The following is a 16,454-nucleotide window of genomic DNA, read 5'->3' on the forward strand; positions in this document are numbered from 1 at the left end:
TTCGGGGAAAAAGCAATTTTCATGAAAATGTAAGAAGCTAAGCTAAGATAAAAGAATTATACCTAATCTAAAAAAAATAGGTGTGATCGAGGTCAGTTATATCGCTCTAATACAAACCTCTGCTTCGCTTTTATGGCAATACTGTGAAGGATTTGGTATAAATAAAAAATTGGCCAACTGGTCGGATTAGATTAAGAGACACTATGGTTTATGCAAAAATTACGGGCTGGGGAAAGTGTATTCCACCAGCTAGCATCAGTAATGATGAAATTAGTACTATCGTTGACACCAATGATGAATGGATAAGCACAAGAACAGGTATCAAATCCAGACGCGTTAGCCATGTTAGCACTGCTGAACTTGCAACGGTGGCCAGTCAACACGCTTTGGCATGTGCAGGACTTGAAGGTAAAGATATCGATCTTGTGCTACTTGCTACCTGTACACCGTCAACTATGGTGGCAAATACAGCTTCTTTAGTACAAAAAAATATTGGCGCTGTTGGTGCTGCAGCATGTGATACCAATGCGGCCTGTTCGGGCTTTTTGTATGCATTACAAAATGCTACTGCACAGATCCAAGCCGGTATGATTAAAAGAGCCGTAGTTGTTGCAGCTGAGCGTATGACTTGGTACGTGAACTGGGCAAGACGTGACAGCGCAGTATTATTTGGCGACGGTGCTGGTGCTGTCGTGCTTGAAGCAAGTGAGGAACCAACTGGGCTATTAGGCACCAAAACTGGATGTGATAGCACAGATAGAAGTATATTACACATTCCAAACTATGGTACTGATATGGACCGCTGTGCAGGCACCGGGCCTTCTGACCTCTCTTTTGAGGGACGTGAAATCTTTAAGCGTGCTGTAAAAGGCATGAGTGAAGCATGTGATGATGTACTCAACCAAGCACAGCTATCACTAGAAGACATAGATGTACTTATCCCGCATCAAGCTAATCTTCGTATCATTCAAGCTATCCAAAATCGTTTGGAAATTGCAGATGATAAAGTCATGGTTAATATCGACAAATATGGTAATACCTCAGCTGCAACAATTGCAATTGCACTGTGTGAAGCTGTCGAAAATGGTCTTATTAAACCACACGCTAATATTATGTCTGCGGCATTTGGCGCAGGATTAACTTGGGCTGCCAGCTATGTGAAATGGGGAGAAAGAACGACCCCAATTGCGGTGTCGGATGCACGTTTACCTGATTGCGATAAAACAGGCCTTGAATTGATTGCACCTGCAGTAGCCGCAAGTCAAGCTCAATAACTAACCTATTCTCCCGAGTTAGGGTTAATTGCTCGATCTTGCCCTTGGGTGGGTGGTAATATTGCAACATTATTATCTCTCATCCAAGGAGTCTATTGTGCTCAAAGCGCATACCGAGATCAGTCAATTAGAACCACAAGCAATTTGGAAGTTTTTTGACCAAATTTGTGCCATTCCCCATCCTTCTAAACACGAAGAAGCGCTAGCAAGCTTTATTATTGACTGGGCTAAAAGCAAAAATTTAGACGTACGTCGTGATGAAACTGGTAATGTATTCATCAAAAAGCCTGCGACGAGCGGCATGGAAAATCGTAAGCCCGTTGTATTGCAAGCGCACATTGATATGGTGCCACAAAAGAATGACGATACAGCACACGACTTCGTTACCGATCCAATCAAGCCATATGTTGATAATGGCTGGGTAACTGCAACTGGCACGACGCTAGGTGCAGACAATGGTATCGGCATGGCCTCGTGTTTAGCCGTATTAGACGTTGACGATATCAAGCACGGTCCACTTGAGGTGTTACTAACCGTTGATGAAGAAGCAGGTATGAGCGGCGCGTTTGGTTTGCAATCTGGCTGGTTAGAAGGTGAAATCCTACTTAACACCGATTCAGAGCAGGAAGGTGAGATCTACATGGGTTGCGCGGGTGGTGTAGATGCATCCTTAACTCTACAACTCGCGCGAGAAGCGTTACCTAAACACCATCAAATCTTTGAGCTGTCTCTAAAAGGCTTACGCGGCGGACACTCTGGCGTCGACATTCACACAGGTCGTGCCAACGCCAATAAATTGCTCGCAAGATTCTTAAAGCACCATATCGCAGACTTTGATCTAAGACTTATCGAGATCAGAGGCGGCTCCCTACGCAATGCAATTCCGCGCGAAGCATACGCTGTCATTAGTTTTGATGAAACACAAATAAGCGAGTTCCACGCGCTGATTGAAGCTTATGAAACCATCATTAAGCAAGAGTTATGTGCCATAGAAACCGGGATCACATTTGCGCTCAGCACTTCAAAAAGTACTACATTGCCAATGAGCCAAGCTTCTGAAAGCAAAGTATTAGCGCTTCTCAATGCTTGCCCTAATGGTGTTGTACGCATGAGCGACGATATTCCAGGTGTTGTTGAAACCTCACTTAATATGGGTGTAATTTCTACTACAGATAACAGTTTAGAAGTCCTATGTTTGATCCGTTCATTAATTGATTCTGGTCGCAGTGATGTCGAGGGTATGTTGCGGTCACTGGCTGAGCTGACACAAGCTGACATTGAATTCAGTGGTGCTTATCCAGGCTGGAAACCTGATCCAAGCTCAGAAGTATTAGCTATTTTCCGTGATATGTATGAGTCAATCTACGGTGAAAAGCCACATATTATGGTTATTCATGCTGGTCTTGAATGTGGTTTGTTCAAAGAGCCTTACCCGAACATGGATATGATTTCTTTTGGTCCAACCATCAAATTTCCACATTCTCCTGAGGAAAAAGTAGAAATTTCAAGCGTTGGTCTATATTGGCAGCAAATGAAAGGGATCTTAGAAAACATTCCTGAAAAGCAGTAAAACTAATCCAAAACTAATTACCATGAAATCAGGTTATTAGATAAACAAAAAGCCCAGCTTACGTAGCTGGGCTTTTAATAGATTTCAGACTCTGCGATTAGCTAAACTTTTTCTCAAGATAACTAAACATAGTTCTAAGACCCAATGCTTCACCACCAACAGGTCTACCCGGTAACGCTCTTACGTTCCAAGCCATCACATCAAAATGTAGCCAAGGTGTCGTGGCTGGCTCAACAAATTCTTTTAGATACAGTGCTGCTGTTATTGAACCACCAAATGGCGTCGAACCACAGTTAGCAATGTCTGCGATATCGCTCTTGAACAGCGCCTTATATTGATCAAACAAAGGCAGTTGCCAGATAGGATCCGCATTACCCAGACCAATTTCCATTAGCTCAGAAGCAATCGCTTGATCTGTAGAATAAAAACCAGGAAGTTCAGTGCCAAGGGCGATGCGACACGCACCTGTCAAGGTTGCAAAATCTATCAATAGCTCTGGCGCTTCTGTTTGCGCTTCAGCTAATGCGTCACATAAAACCAAGCGTCCTTCGGCATCGGTATTGTCAATTTCAACCGTAATACCTTTACGTGTTTTGATCACATCACCTGGCCTAAAGGCATTGCGAGATACCGCATTTTCTACCGCAGGGATAAGTACGCGTAATCTAACAGGCAGTTTTGCCGCCATAATCATATTGGCCAACGCGATAACATGAGCCGCTCCGCCCATATCTTTTTTCATATTACGCATTCCAGACGCTGGTTTTAAGTCCAGACCACCAGAGTCAAAACATACGCCTTTCCCAACTAAAGTAAGTTTTGCGTGGTTTTCATCACCCCAACGTAAATCAAGCAAACGCGGAGCATTGTCACTCGCACGGCCCACCATGTGGATCGTTGGGTAGTTTTGCTCTAACAACTCATCACCAATAATTTGTTCAAATGATGCGCCATATTGCTCTGCGAGCTCTTCCATTACTTCAGCCATATGCTGAGGCATCATATCGGCAGCTGGTGTGTTTACCAGATCTCTTGCTAGATTAATAGACTCGACAGCCGCTTTTACTTTGGCATATATATTGGCATCTGCGATAGCAAGCTTTGCGACAATCGCTGGCAATTCTTTATAAGCAGAAAATTGATACGCCCCCAGTAAATAAGCAATAGCGTGGTTTTCAACTTGCTCAGAAGCGATATCAATAAAATAAGTGCCTTTTGGTAACTGCTTTGCAAGATCGCCCAATAGCCAAAAATCATCGTCTTCAGCAATAACAATAACTCGCTCTACTTCTCCAGAATCAGCATTCGGAATAAGAATGGTTTTTTGCGACTGAAGTTGTGCGGTTTTTACGAAAAGCTGTGTCGTACTTGACTGCTGCGCTTGCCATGATGCTAATTCTGCAGCGGAGAAGATAGAAATGGGTGTACCCATAGCAGAGTGAACGAGTAGGTTGTTCATGTAGGCCTCAAATTTATTATGTTCGTACTTAGATTACCAAGGCTAAAAAGAAAATTCACTGTTCCTTGGTTTTTGTTGGCTTTTTTTTCAAATTGAATGAACTAGGCAAAACATCCACGCCCACTAATTGACCAACCTTTACGATTATCGGAATGGTAATGGGGGCAAAAGGTAAAACTGCAAACACACCCAGTCCTAATCCTTTGAGAATATCCACGAGTTGGGCGTTTGCTGTTTTTAGCTCAGCCTTATGCGCTCGCCCCAAAGTATATCGCTTGTATATCTCAAGCATTTCTTTAGTTTCTTGTTTCTCTTGTTCTAGTGCGCATTTGAGCGCAATCATTGCTCTGCGCAATCTTATTTGCTGTCTGCGTTTACTGATCCGAGCAACGCGCATCGGTGCTTTATGGACAACTTTGATCAGTTTCATTAATAAACTCAAAGATAGTGTTGTCCAGAGTCTATCAAAATTTTTAGCACTTTAGCTATTAGCCATTGATACAAATTACCTATTCTAGTGAGCAAAGTTATACGTAAAGTGTGCAAAACAACGAACTAGAACAAAATCAACCTAAATTACCACACAAAACTGTACAATAATCACTCACACAAAGACTAACGTTCAGCACTGTTCAATTAATCTACAAAAACTGAATAATGAAATTTCAGTAAACTCGCTAAATTTTGTAACAACAAATTTTAAGCAGCTGGGTGTTTGTCTAGAAAAGTAGCTAAAGTGCTCAAAAGTTCATCTTCAACAATAACTTACCATTCAAATTTTGCAATTCTTCTTAGCCTAAACAAAAAGTTATTAAGAAAGTTGCAGTTTCAGAAATCACTGCTAATTTTAAAAAAGCGCTTGCCAACATAGAGCAAATTAAATTATATGTGTATTAAAGGTAAAAATATTATAAATGACCTTTTTTATTGGTATGACAACAACAATCAACTGGGGAAACAGGATGAAACTAAAAAGTAACACGCTGCGCCGTGCAATTCGCTTCGCGCTCGCTTCAGCAGCAACTACTTCACTTCTTACCACTACCGTAATGGCTGAAGAAGCCAATCAAACAAAAGCTAAAGCAGATGAAAAAGTCGAAAAAATCGCCGTTGTAGGTTCTCGGGCGGCGCCTCGCTCTGTAGGCGAGTCACCGGTACCTATCGACATAATCGGTGCAGAAGATATGTCAAAGGCGGCAGGTTCTGACATGCTCGAGTTACTGAAAGGATCAGTACCGTCTTTGAACGTACACGCGAATCCTATCAGTGATGCAGCGACTTTAGTAAGGCCAGCTAACTTACGCGGATTGCCTGCTGATAGTACGCTGATTTTGTTAAATGGTAAGCGTCGCCACCGTTCGTCGGTTATTGCCTTTTTAGGTGGTGGTATTAACGACGGTGCTCAAGGTCCTGATATTTCAGTGATCCCGAGTATCGCATTGAAACAAGTTGAAGTACTTCGTGATGGTGCAGCAGCACAGTACGGTTCAGATGCAATCGCAGGTGTAATGAACTTTGTTCTTAAAGACGCAAGCGAAGGGGGATCTTTCTCTATTCGTCAAGGTGAATATTACGAAGGTGACGGCGATACGACGGTGATCGAAGGTAACGTAGGTCTGCCATTTACGGACGATGGATTTGCTAACCTAAGCTTTCAGTACAAAGAAGCAGATGCGACCAGCCGCAGTGTTCAACGTCCTGACGCAGCAGCATACATTGGTGCTGGAGTTGAAGGCGTTGGTGACCCAGCGCAAATTTGGGGTGCACCAGAAATCAAGGACGATATCAGTATCTTTGGTAACATTGGTGTAGACGTCACTGACAATGCTCGATTCTATATGTTTGGTAACTACTCTGAGCGAGACGTTAAAGGCGGATTCTATTATCGAAACCCTCAAACCCGTCCAGGTGTTTATTCTAACGATGGTGGCGAAACCTTACTCGTAGGCGACCTAGATGGCGTAGGTGTTGGCATCGAGTGTCCAGTCGTTAATCTAACGGATAAAAATGTAGCGAATATCCCAGCATATCAATTAATTGCGGCTGATACAGAGTTAGGTAGAAACTGTTTTGCCTTTAATGAAATTTTACCAGGCGGTTTTACTCCAAATTTTGGTGGTAACATCACTGATACCTCTCTAACTATTGGTGTTGAAGGTGAATTTAAAGATGGTTTCCTTGAAGGCGGTTTTTGGGATTTGAGTGGCTCAGTCGGCCGTAACGAATCACGTTATTTCATCACTAATACTGTGAATGCTTCTCTTGGCGCTGATACACCAATGGACTTTAGCCCAGGTAAATACATCCAACTGGAAAAGAATTTCAATTTCGATGTATCAAAGGGCTATGATTTTGATTTAGCGTATGATGTAAACGTTGCGGCAGGTCTTGAGTGGCACGAAGAAACATTCGAAGTACTTTCAGGTGACGAAGCATCATTTATTGCAGGGCCGCTGACTGAGCAAGGCTTTGGGATAGGTTCAAATGGTTTCCCTGGATTTAAACCTTCTGCAGCAGGAGAATACACTCGTCGTAACTATGCCGCTTATGTAGATATTGAAACACCATTTACTGAAGAATTTATGATGGGATGGGCGCTTCGTTACGAAGATTACGATTCATTTGGTTCGACTACAAACTTTAAGATCACAGGTCAATATCATGTTACCGAAGACTTCTCGGTTCGTGGTTCAATCAGTACCGGTTTCCGCGCGCCAACGGTAGGTCAAGCTAACGTGTCTAACGTGCAGACAAACTTAAGCAGTGGTGTACTGGTAGATTCAGCACTATTACCACCAACAAACCCTGTTTCAGAGCAGCTTGGTGGTACTGAATTGACTCCTGAAGAGTCAGAAAGTTATACACTAGGTGCGGTATATCGCTCTGGCGACTTATTTATTACGTTAGATTACTACAACATTGAAGTAACTGACCGTCTAAGCCAGTCTGAAAAAATCGTTTTAAGTGATGCTGACAAAGCAGCCCTTAAAGCGGCGGGTGTTCCTAACGTTGATAACTTGGCGCAGGTGAGCTTCTTTACCAATGACTTCGATACCACGACTCAAGGTATCGACTTAGTTGGTAACTACTCTATGGATATGCTGGGTGGTTATGCCACATTCAGTGCAGCATACAACTGGAATGAAACTGAAGTAGACCGCTTCTCTGCTATCACAGGTGACTTCAAGGTATCTCGTTTAGAAAACGACTTACCGAAGCATAGAGGTACATTAACTTGGGCTCAGCAATGGGATAACTTCTCAGGTTTTGTTCGTATGAACTACTTTGGGGAATACCAAGGCGTCCACGTAGATTATGATGCAACAGCAAAAACAGCGGATGCGACAATCACATTTGACGCAGAGCTTACCTACTTTGCAACAGATTCAATCAGTCTATCTGTTGGTGCAAATAATATCTTTGACCAAGATGCTGAAGAACTAGACTTCTTTGACGCTACGGGTATCCCAAATAACAACTGGGGCGGAAAATACTACGAAACTTCACCATACGGTATTAATGGTGGTTTCTACTATGTGAAAGCAACCTATACGTTCTAACTTTTACTGTAACCCAGAAACAAAGGCGAACTAGCATTAGCTATTTCGCCTTTTTATTTTTATCCTATATAACAAAGCAGTTAATTTTGAATACAAACATGTTGTTATTAAAGCGAGCCAACGAATTATTAGCCGAAAACAAGCTTAGAGAAGCAGAGTTTATGTACAAGTCTGTACTTAAACAGTCACCTAACAACGGTCCTGCTCTATTTGGTTTAGGCCGCATTTGCATGCGTTTAGAGCAGTATGATAACGCAATCTACTATTTAAAAAGAGCATGCGAACATTTACCAAAAATGCTTGAGCCGCTCTTCGCATTGGCCGATGCGTTTTTAGCCGTAGGTTCACCGGTTGACGCAAAGACCGTACTTGAATACACCTTAAGCGTGGCAAAACATAATGCCCAAGCCCATTACCAACTCGGTCAATTTTATCTGGACTATGGCTTTATTGAACAAGCTAAAAACGTCTTTAAAGCGGGATTAGATTGTCCTCATAGTACAGTGACTGCCTTTATGCTGTACGAACTGGTACAGATGTCCTCAGCCAAAGAATTACCTACATACTTAACGATTTTAGAAAAGTTGGAAAATGAGTTTGAAGCACCGAGACTAAAAACCGTGATCCACTATGCTCTAGCTAAGTGTCATGAACAATTAGGTAACTTTAATGCAGCTCAAGATAACTATGCTTTAGCGAATGATACACAGCTGCTGATGAGCGAGTTTCGTACTGTAGACATGCTGCCATTTTTTGAATCAATCAAACAGCATTGCGGCAAAGCGTTTTTTGATAAACCTAGTGATAGGGTTAAGACAACATTTACGCCTGTTTTTATTGTTGGTTTGCCAAGAACTGGTTCGACTCTCCTAGAACAAATGCTAGTGCAACATTCACATGTTGGTACACTAGGCGAGAATACCGTGATCAGCGATAAAATTGTCCCTTACCTCAGTAAACGCAATAATGCAGAGTTCCCTGCTTGTTTAGACCAACTAAGTAACTCTATGTTAGATCATTGCCGCATACTCTATGTCGACGAGATAAAGCGACATCGAGTGCCGGAAGAAGTGGTGATCAATAAACTTCCAGCTAATTTTCAAAATCTGGGCTTAATCCACAAGCTCTTCCCTGAGGCACGAATTATTCATTTAACTCGTAACCTCAATGCTACAGCCTGGTCGGTCTATAGTAATCATTTCGCCGAAAGCGAGCCCTACTTTTGCTCTTTAAGTGAATTTGCCTTGTATGCGCAAGCGCAAAGCGACTTGATGTCACATTTTAACCAATTTATGAAAAGAGATATTTTTACGCTCAGTTACGAACAACTTATCGCAGAGCCTGAAAAGTCCCTCAAACAATGCTTGAGCTTTTTATATCAGAAATACGAACCAGAATGCTTGGAGTTTCACAAATCTAAAAAGCCGGTGCATACCCTAAGTAAAGCGCAGGTCAGAAAGCCAATCAGCACGCAGCCACTAGAAAAGTGGCAGCGCTATGAAGCGTTTATTGAGAAGATGATTGCTCAACCGCAAAGCGATCAAACCACGCCAGCAAATCTTTAAACTGATCATCACGTGCATGTTTATGGGTTAACATGTCTATGTGCCCATAATTGTGCCGATGGCCGTGCTTTTTTCCATAAATTCTGAGTTCTTGTATCCCCTTTCCCGATTCACGAATAAATGCTTGAATATCGACAGGTTGTGCTAGTGCTTTATCTTTAACACCCGCAATGTGCAAGATTGGAGGTAACGTCATGTCTTGTAATACTGCGGCATAATTAAAACCGTCATCCGAGTCAATCCATGGGTGCTTCTGAGCCCAGTCAGCACTTTGAGCATGTGATTTTAAAGACTCATCATCACTTCCCCAACCAAGCCTCTTTGCAGGTAAATAACCATGCTTTTTCGAATAATAGTGCGCAACGTTAAACCACAGCAGGTTTGCTTTCAGTAATTTGCTCAGGTGATTGTTATGTAAACTACGCTTAGAGCCAAAATAGACACATGCATTAACATGCTGGATTTCTTCAGGAAAGCGTGCAAAAACACTATTCATCAATACACCTCCCCAAGAATGTGCAATCCAATATTGTGCTCTAGATCCGGTATATCGTTCGATAAAATTCAGCATTTCAGGGATTTCGTGCAAGATTGATTCAGTTTGACCATAATCCGCTTCAGCGTCGATTTTAGGTATGCTCTCTCCTCGCCCACGAAGATCACCAACAAAACAGCGATAGCCGTGTTCAGCTAAAAAAGGCGCTAGCCCTTTATTGCTTTCAGTATAAAAAATTTTGCCATTTTCAACCGCACCATGCATAAAAAACACAACGGGGCCGCTACTATCCGGTTTCGCTATATATCTGAGGTGGAGTTTATGCCCATCGGCTATATCAACTAATAGTGATTTTTGCTCTATCATTTCTTTGTTTTTTTCTTTGAATACTAGCCTCATCGTACCAGTTGACTGATTGATAAGTAAACTCTTAAACGAAGCAAATAAAGAGGTTGATATGCCTTTAAGATAAAGCCAGTATTCAAGACTTAAGCGTTCGATTAAAAGTGTTATAATCCTTTTTATTTATTCGAAGAATCCTGTGCACCCAAGAAACAAGCATAACTCAGGCTATGATCTAGACAAGCTCATGGCAATTGAACCCGCTTTAAAGAATTTTACTTACAACCGAGCTGATGGCATAAAAAGCGTCGACTTCACTAATCCAGATGCCGTAAAACTGTTGAATAAAGCATTGCTTAAATCAGACTACGATATACAAGTTTGGGATATCCCTGCACAATTTTTATGCCCGCCGGTTCCAGGCAGAGCAGACTATATCCATGCGTTGAAAGATCTGTTAGATAAAAGTAACTTGCCCGATAAGGTGCAAGGTGTAGATATTGGCACTGGTGCCAATTTGATCTACCCCATCTTAGGATCAAGAGAGTATAACTGGCGCTTTGTTGCCTCTGATATCAATCCTCTTGCTGTGAAGTGTGCCAAAACCATCGCAGAACTAAATAAGTTGCCGGTAAAAGTGATGCAACAAAAGCAGCCTAATCACTTTTTTAAAACGATAATAAAAGCAAACCAGTTTTATCATTTTTCAATATGTAACCCGCCCTTCCATGCCAGTGAAGCAGATGCAAACAAGGGCACGCAAAGAAAGTGGAAAAACCTAAACAGAGCACCACAAGCGTCGCTAAACTTTGGTGGCCAAGCTCAAGAGTTATGGTGTGAAGGTGGAGAAAAGCGCTTTATACTGGATATGATCTCTGAGAGTGTCACTTTCAAAGAGCAAGTTTACTGGTTTACTTCCCTTATCTCGAATAAAGACAACGTAAAACCACTTAAACAACAACTTAAACAGGTCGCTGCCGAACAAGTGAAATTGATCGAGATGGAACAAGGTAATAAAACAAGCCGTTTTATCGCCTGGAGTTTTTTCAAACCCTAGCAATGTGTATATGGTGGGAACGAATTTATCTCGCGAGGTTTTCTACCTAAAAAGCATAAAAACCCGTCGCATTGCTGCTACGGGTTTTTATGTACATGGTTTTTTTACCGGAACTTCATTGCAACCCATCGACGGGTAAACCACCTCCTACCATATTGCACTGTGCTTATGCTGTGGTGGGAGCGCATTTACTTAGGTTAGAAAACCTCGCGAGGTTTTTTATATCCCAAACAACAAAAAACCCGTCGTATTGTTGAAACGGGTTTTGATGTACATGGGTGTTCCACATTATTTCTGAGCCGAAACTTTCATTGCAACCCATCGGCGGATAAACCACCTTATATGGACTCCTCCAATTGTACAAGCCACTTTTAGCATTATTGGTGTGATTGCGTGCTTATATCCGGGCTCTTGATGAGGTGCTACCTCGGCCTCTTTGATGTATTCGCGCCCTTGTGCCTTATCTCCTACGCGGTATTTGTATACACCTGCGCTTTAACAGGCTCTCAAGGGTGGGTCTCACCGCTTAATGCTCTATCTTGGCTTGTTCAATACTGGGGGTAATCTCAGTATGCTTTTTGCTTTCTTTTTCTGTTTATCTTGATTTGTTCTTCTGTTACTCAGTGCTATGCCGCTAAGATTTTTGGCTCGTATGTTGAACCGTTTTTAAGTAAGGCATAGGCAGTTCTAACCGTTTTGTTGGTCAATGCAATGGCAACACATTTCACGCTTTTCTTGGCGAGTAGGTTTTTTATCCAGCGTTCTTTCTCTGTGGTCGCTTCTTTATGTTTTAGCCTGCTGACTACCGTTCTTGCACCGAGAAACAGGTTTTTCCTTAATGTATTGCCTCGTCTTTTGGGGATATGACCTATCTTGGCTTTTCCGCCTGATGAGTGCTGGGTCGGTGTAACACCTGCACATGCCGCCGCCCCTCTGGCATCACTAAATTGTGAAGTATTGCCTAAAAAGGATAGCAGCTCTATCGCGATAATTGGGCCAACGCCTTCTAATGCCATTAAACGCTGGCAGCTCTCATTTTGCTTGGTTATCGCTTCAACTTGTTTATGTAGCTGTGCTTTAGCGTCGCATTGTGTTTTATATAGGTCATAACTCACCGCGAGTGCTTGTTTTAATGCGATGGGGAGCGCATTTTCAGCATCTTCTAAAATATCTGGAACGACTTGTGTTAACGCAGCATCGCCTTGATTAATGACAACACCAAACTCTAATAGCAATCCACGTATTTGATTTGAAAGCTGAGTCTTTTGTTTATCTACTAAGGTTCTCGCTTGGCTCAATGATTGTAACGTTTGCTCTTCAACTGTCATGATTTTACAGGGCTTCACGTTGTATGCTTGGCTTGCACTGGCAATGGCGAGAACATCGTTTGCATCGGTTTTTTGGCCTTGCCTAAACGCTTTTACGAACTTAGGGGGAAGCAACATGACGTCGTGCCCCAGTGACAGTGCTTTGCGAGCAATATGCTGGGCGCTACCACAAGCTTCCATCACGACCTTTGAACCCTCGGTTTTTGCTAGCAACTCAAGCATAGGTTCGCGTTTCATTGGCTTATTAAACTTGAGTTTATTGCCTTTCAGCTGTGCCACCTGGAAAATGTTTTTTGCCAAGTCGATAGCAATTAAATTAGACTGTGTCATGTATGGACTCCTTATTTGGTAAAAGTGTTTTGCAATATCTTTATACCGTACTCTCCCGATAAGGGGGAGGAGTCCATACATCTCCTACCATATTGCACTGTGCTTAAACTGTGGTGGGAGTGAGTTTACCTCGCGAGGTTTTTTATATCCCAAACAACAAAAAACCCGTCGTATTGTTGAAACGGGTTTTGATGTACATGGGTGTTCCACATTATTTCTGAGCCGAAGCTTTCATTGCAACCCATCGGCGGGTAAACCACCTCCTACCATGTTGCATAGTGCTTATGCTATGGTGGGAGCGCATTTACTTAGGTTAGAAAACCTCACGAGGTTTTTTATATCTCAAATTTCTATAACCCAAACAGCAAAAAACCCGTCGCATTACTGCGACGGGTTTCTCTTATTTGGCCCTGGCGATGTTCTACTTTCACATGGGTAATCCACACTATCATCGACGCTGTTTTGTTTCACTTCTGAGTTCGGCATGGGGTCAGGTGGGTCCAAAACGCTATAGTCACCAGGAAATTCTGTTCATCAATGAAGTCTCCCTCATCAATGTAAATCCGGAAAAAGCTTATTAAATTCTTTTGTCTACTTTAGTCTATTAACTTCTGTCGCTTATAAACCACTTTGGCGTTGTATGGTTAAGCCTCACGGGTAATTAGTACGAGTTAGCTTAATGCCTCACAGCACTTCCACATCTCGCCTATCAACGTTGTAGTCTTCAACGGCCCTTCAGTTGACTCTAAGTCAAAGTGAGAACTCATCTCGAGGCCTGCTTCCCGCTTAGATGCTTTCAGCGGTTATCAGTTCCGAACGTAGCTACCGGGCAATGCAATTGGCATCACAACCCGAACACCAGCGGTTCGTCCACTCCGGTCCTCTCGTACTAGGAGCAGCCCCTCTCAATTCTCAAACGCCCACGGCAGATAGGGACCGAACTGTCTCACGACGTTCTAAACCCAGCTCGCGTACCACTTTAAATGGCGAACAGCCATACCCTTGGGACCGACTTCAGCCCCAGGATGTGATGAGCCGACATCGAGGTGCCAAACACCGCCGTCGATATGAACTCTTGGGCGGTATCAGCCTGTTATCCCCGGAGTACCTTTTATCCGTTGAGCGATGGCCCTTCCATTCAGAACCACCGGATCACTATGACCTACTTTCGTACCTGCTCGACGTGTCTGTCTCGCAGTTAAGCTTGCTTCTACCATTACACTAAACGTACGATGTCCGACCGTACTTAGCAAACCTTCGTGCTCCTCCGTTACTCTTTGGGAGGAGACCGCCCCAGTCAAACTACCCACCAGGCACTGTCCTCAACCCCGATTCAGGGGCCTAAGTTAGAACATCAACACTACAAGGGTGGTATTTCAAGGTCGGCTCCACAGAAACTAGCGTCTCTGCTTCAAAGCCTCCCACCTATCCTACACATGTAGGGTCAATGTTCAGTGCCAAGCTGTAGTAAAGGTTCACGGGGTCTTTCCGTCTAGCCGCGGGTACACAGCATCTTCACTGCGATTTCAATTTCACTGAGTCTCGGGTGGAGACAGCGTGGCCATGGTTACACCATTCGTGCAGGTCGGAACTTACCCGACAAGGAATTTCGCTACCTTAGGACCGTTATAGTTACGGCCGCCGTTTACCGGGGCTTCGATCAAGAGCTTCGCCTAAGCTAACCCCATCAATTAACCTTCCGGCACCGGGCAGGTGTCACACCGTATACGTCATCTTACGATTTTGCACAGTGCTGTGTTTTTAATAAACAGTCCCAGCCACCTGGTCACTGCGGCTCTCGTTTGCTTACAGAGCAAGTCCTTCACAAACAAGAGCGTACCTTCTCCCGAAGTTACGGTACAATTTTGCCTAGTTCCTTCACCCGAGTTCTCTCAAGCGCCTTAGTATTCTCTACCTGACCACCTGTGTCGGTTTAGGGTACGATTCAGTATGAACTGAAGCTTAGAGGCTTTTCCTGGAAGTAGGGCATCAACAACTTCACCACCTTAGTGGCTCGTCTCGACTCTCAGCCTTGGCAACCCGGATTTTCCTAAGTCACCAGCCTACAGCCTTTCACATGGACAACCAACGCCATGCTTGCCTAGCCTGCTCCGTCCCCCCATCGCATTCATACCGAGTACGGGAATATTAACCCGTTTCCCATCGACTACGCTCTTCAGCCTCGCCTTAGGGGTCGACTCACCCTACCCTGATTAACATGGGATAGGAACCCTTGGTCTTCCGGCGGAGGAGTTTTTCACTCCTCTTGTCGTTACTCATGTCAGCATTCGCACTTCTGATATGTCCAGCATGCCTCCCGGCACACCTTCAGCCACTTACAGAACGCTCCCCTACCCCGCGAATATACCCCGAAACTATCTCTTGCCAACTCAACGTGTTGACCGCTTGACCGTTGGGCACTTCGTGCATCAACGTTAATCTTAAAATAGTTTGGGTGGTATATTCGCAGCCGTAGCTTCGGTGGTATGTTTAGCCCCGTTACATCTTCCGCGCAGGCCGACTCGACTAGTGAGCTATTACGCTTTCTTTAAAGGGTGGCTGCTTCTAAGCCAACCTCCTAGCTGTTTTAGCCTTCCCACATCGTTTCCCACTTAACATACACTTTGGGACCTTAGCTGACGGTCTGGGTTGTTTCCCTCTCCACGACGGACGTTAGCACCCGCCGTGTGTCTCCCGGATATTACTTTACGGTATTCGGAGTTTGCAAAGGGTTGGTAAGTCGGGATGACCCCCTAGCCTTAACAGTGCTCTACCCCCGTAAGTATTCGTCCGAGGCTCTACCTAAATAGATTTCGGGGAGAACCAGCTATCTCCCGGTTTGATTAGCCTTTCACTCCTAGCCACAGGTCATCCCCTAACTTTTCAACGTTAGTGGGTTCGGTCCTCCAGTTGATGTTACTCAACCTTCAACCTGCCCATGGCTAGATCACCGGGTTTCGGGTCTATACCCTGCAACTTAAGCGCCCAGTTAAGACTCGCTTTCGCTACGGCTCCCCTAAATGGTTAACCTCGCTACAGAATATAAGTCGCTGACCCATTATACAAAAGGTACGCAGTCACCCAACAAGTAGGCTCCTACTGCTTGTACGTACACGGTTTCAGGTTCTATTTCACTCCCCTCACAGGGGTTCTTTTCGCCTTTCCCTCACGGTACTGGTTCACTATCGGTCAGTTGGGAGTATTTAGCCTTGGAGGATGGTCCCCCCATATTCAGTCAAAGTTTCACGTGCTCCGACCTACTCGATTTCACTTTAGATAAGTTTTTGTGTACGGGACTATCACCCTGTTTCGTCATGCTTTCCAACATGTTCCACTAACTACACTAAAGCTTAAGGGCTGGTCCGATTTCGCTCGCCGCTACTTTCGGAATCTCGGTTGATTTCTTTTCCTACGGGTACTTAGATGTTTCAGTTCTCCGCGTTCGCCTCGTTAACCTATGTATTCAGTTAACG

9 protein-coding genes and 2 rRNA genes (1 of these 11 running past the window's edge) are annotated in these 16,454 nt (G+C 43.8%); 5 read left to right on the forward strand and 6 right to left on the reverse strand.

All coding sequences use genetic code 11. The features are described 5' to 3' along the window. Positions 1-203: 203 nt before the first annotated feature. Positions 204-1,274, forward strand: a complete 1,071-nt coding sequence (locus JJQ94_RS01655) for a ketoacyl-ACP synthase III (protein ID WP_099028497.1) — start codon at positions 204-206, stop codon at positions 1,272-1,274. Positions 1,275-1,371: 97 nt separating this feature from the next. Further along, complete coding sequence (locus JJQ94_RS01660; RefSeq protein WP_099028496.1) at positions 1,372-2,844, forward strand: aminoacyl-histidine dipeptidase; 1,473 nt, start codon at positions 1,372-1,374, stop codon at positions 2,842-2,844. A 97-nt stretch (positions 2,845-2,941) separates the two neighbouring features. On the opposite strand, the gene JJQ94_RS01665 is transcribed toward JJQ94_RS01660, so the two are convergent. Next, positions 2,942-4,303, reverse strand: coding sequence for a leucyl aminopeptidase family protein (locus JJQ94_RS01665; RefSeq protein WP_099028495.1), 1,362 nt, complete (start codon positions 4,301-4,303; stop codon positions 2,942-2,944). Positions 4,304-4,358: 55 nt separating this feature from the next. After that, on the reverse strand, positions 4,359-4,733 hold the full coding sequence (locus tag JJQ94_RS01670) for a hypothetical protein (RefSeq protein ID WP_010379229.1): 375 nt from the start codon (positions 4,731-4,733) through the stop codon (positions 4,359-4,361). 532 nt (positions 4,734-5,265) lie between these two features. On the opposite strand from JJQ94_RS01670, the gene JJQ94_RS01675 reads away from it, so the two are divergent. Together JJQ94_RS01675 and JJQ94_RS01680 are read left to right on the forward strand one after the other, a co-directional pair. Further along, positions 5,266-7,863 carry a TonB-dependent receptor plug domain-containing protein gene (locus JJQ94_RS01675; protein ID WP_099028494.1) on the forward strand — a complete coding sequence of 866 codons (2,598 nt, stop codon included), beginning with the start codon at positions 5,266-5,268 and terminating at the stop codon, positions 7,861-7,863. 98 nt (positions 7,864-7,961) lie between these two features. After that, the gene (locus JJQ94_RS01680; RefSeq protein WP_099028493.1) at positions 7,962-9,428 is read left to right on the forward strand and encodes a tetratricopeptide repeat-containing sulfotransferase family protein; all 1,467 of its coding nucleotides are present in this window, start codon (positions 7,962-7,964) and stop codon (positions 9,426-9,428) included. Here the strand turns inward: JJQ94_RS01680 and JJQ94_RS01685 are convergent. Continuing rightward, a complete protein-coding gene (locus JJQ94_RS01685; protein ID WP_099028689.1) occupies positions 9,370-10,290 on the reverse strand; it encodes an alpha/beta fold hydrolase in 921 nt (306 codons plus the stop codon). The genes JJQ94_RS01680 and JJQ94_RS01685 overlap by 59 nt on opposite strands. A 175-nt stretch (positions 10,291-10,465) precedes the next feature. Here JJQ94_RS01685 and rlmF point away from each other — a divergent pair, with 175 nt between their 5' ends. Continuing rightward, positions 10,466-11,323, forward strand: a complete 858-nt coding sequence (rlmF, locus tag JJQ94_RS01690; RefSeq protein ID WP_099028492.1) for a 23S rRNA (adenine(1618)-N(6))-methyltransferase RlmF — start codon at positions 10,466-10,468, stop codon at positions 11,321-11,323. A gap of 626 nt (positions 11,324-11,949) precedes the next feature. On the opposite strand, the gene JJQ94_RS01695 is transcribed toward rlmF, so the two are convergent. The 3 genes from JJQ94_RS01695 to JJQ94_RS01705 all read right to left on the reverse strand — a co-directional run. Beyond that, complete coding sequence (locus JJQ94_RS01695) at positions 11,950-12,981, reverse strand: IS110 family transposase (protein WP_201435422.1); 1,032 nt, start codon at positions 12,979-12,981, stop codon at positions 11,950-11,952. A 408-nt stretch (positions 12,982-13,389) separates the two neighbouring features. Then, positions 13,390-13,503, reverse strand: a 5S ribosomal RNA gene (gene rrf / locus JJQ94_RS01700). 118 nt (positions 13,504-13,621) lie between these two features. Then, positions 13,622-16,454, reverse strand: a 23S ribosomal RNA gene (locus tag JJQ94_RS01705); it runs 146 nt beyond the window's last position.

The organism is Pseudoalteromonas sp. GCY (assembly GCF_016695175.1).
Taxonomy (GTDB): Bacteria; Pseudomonadota; Gammaproteobacteria; order Enterobacterales; family Alteromonadaceae; genus Pseudoalteromonas.